Annotated in this window: 2 protein-coding genes; both read left to right on the forward strand. The window is 43.8% G+C overall.

Annotated features, from left to right (window positions below; genetic code table 11):
• The first annotated feature begins 115 nt into the window (after positions 1–115).
• The gene (locus KCG35_RS25520; RefSeq protein WP_215822665.1) at positions 116–589 is read left to right on the forward strand and encodes an Xre family toxin-antitoxin system antitoxin; all 474 of its coding nucleotides are present in this window, start codon (positions 116–118) and stop codon (positions 587–589) included.
• The gene (locus KCG35_RS25525; RefSeq protein ID WP_215822666.1) at positions 589–1,059 is read left to right on the forward strand and encodes an RES family NAD+ phosphorylase; all 471 of its coding nucleotides are present in this window, start codon (positions 589–591) and stop codon (positions 1,057–1,059) included. Before KCG35_RS25520 ends, KCG35_RS25525 begins: the two co-directional genes overlap by 1 nt.
• The last annotated feature ends 72 nt before the right edge of the window (positions 1,060–1,131 follow it).

Genomic DNA, 1,131 nt, shown 5'->3' on the forward strand with positions numbered 1-1,131 from the left:
TTGGTTAAGTCTCTAGGCATTTTTTCTATAGATTTATAGCTATTTTGCTTTACTAGGATAGCAAATGAATCATATGATATACTATAAAGTATCATATGAAACAAAAGAGGGTATCATGACAGCCTCTAGAAGCGCAGAAAACGGAAGCTCAAAGCTTCACTTTAACCCAACGAAAACGCCGCGAAAGGGAAAGCTAATTGCTCGCGTCATAGGCTCTAACCGGGTAGAAGTGCAAAACTCCTTGCTCGAAGGTCTTTCAGTTAAGGCGATAGCTGCTATTGAGAAAGCGCTAGGCATAGACCAGAAAACGTTTTTACAAATATCTGGCATGTCAAAGGCCACCTTTAGCCGCCGTAAAGAGGCGGGGCGCTTAACTCCAGACGAGTCTAGCAAGGTGTATCGGTTTGCTCAGCTATACGACTTAGCAAAAGCTATGATGCTGGATGATGATGTAAAGGCCAGAAACTGGCTACAAACGCCAGAACCTCTATTTGGAGGTGAAACCCCGCTAGAGCACGCCCGGACAGAGTTTGGAGCTAAGGAAGTAGAGGACTTGATCGGACGTATTCGGCATGGGGTGTTTAGTTAATGCAGAAAGGTTGGAGAATAGCAGCACCCGATTATGCAAAAACACCTCATGAAATGCTGTCCGGCGAAGGAGCGTACTTATTTGGAGGTCGCTGGAACTCAAAAGGAACACGCGTCGTATATCTCGCTGAGAGCTTAGCCCTAGCTTCAATGGAGTTATTAGTACATCTTAAGCAGTCAGACATACTCAAGCGCTATCACAAGCTACCAGTGTCGTTTGATAGCTCATTAGTGATGGACTTGGATACTGACAGCTTACCATCGAACTGGCAGTCTTATGAGATGGAGCCAGAAACCCAAGCTACAGGGGATTACTGGGTGCAAAATCGACTATCTCTGCTGCTTAAGGTGCCAAGTGTTATTATTCCCGAAGAATCAAACTATCTTTTAAACCCTGAGCACCCCGATTTTGATAAGCTTCAAATAGGCAAGATTGTAAAATTTGAGTTTGATTCGAGGCTGGTAAAGTGATGTAGAAAATAGGCTATAAGAAAACCTTGAAGGTGGTCTTGATGCAGAGACTAACGAAAAACAGGCAAATAA

Origin of the sequence: Zooshikella harenae (genome assembly GCF_018837975.1) — a bacterium.
In the GTDB taxonomy this organism is placed as follows: Bacteria; Pseudomonadota; Gammaproteobacteria; order Pseudomonadales; family Zooshikellaceae; genus Zooshikella; species Zooshikella harenae.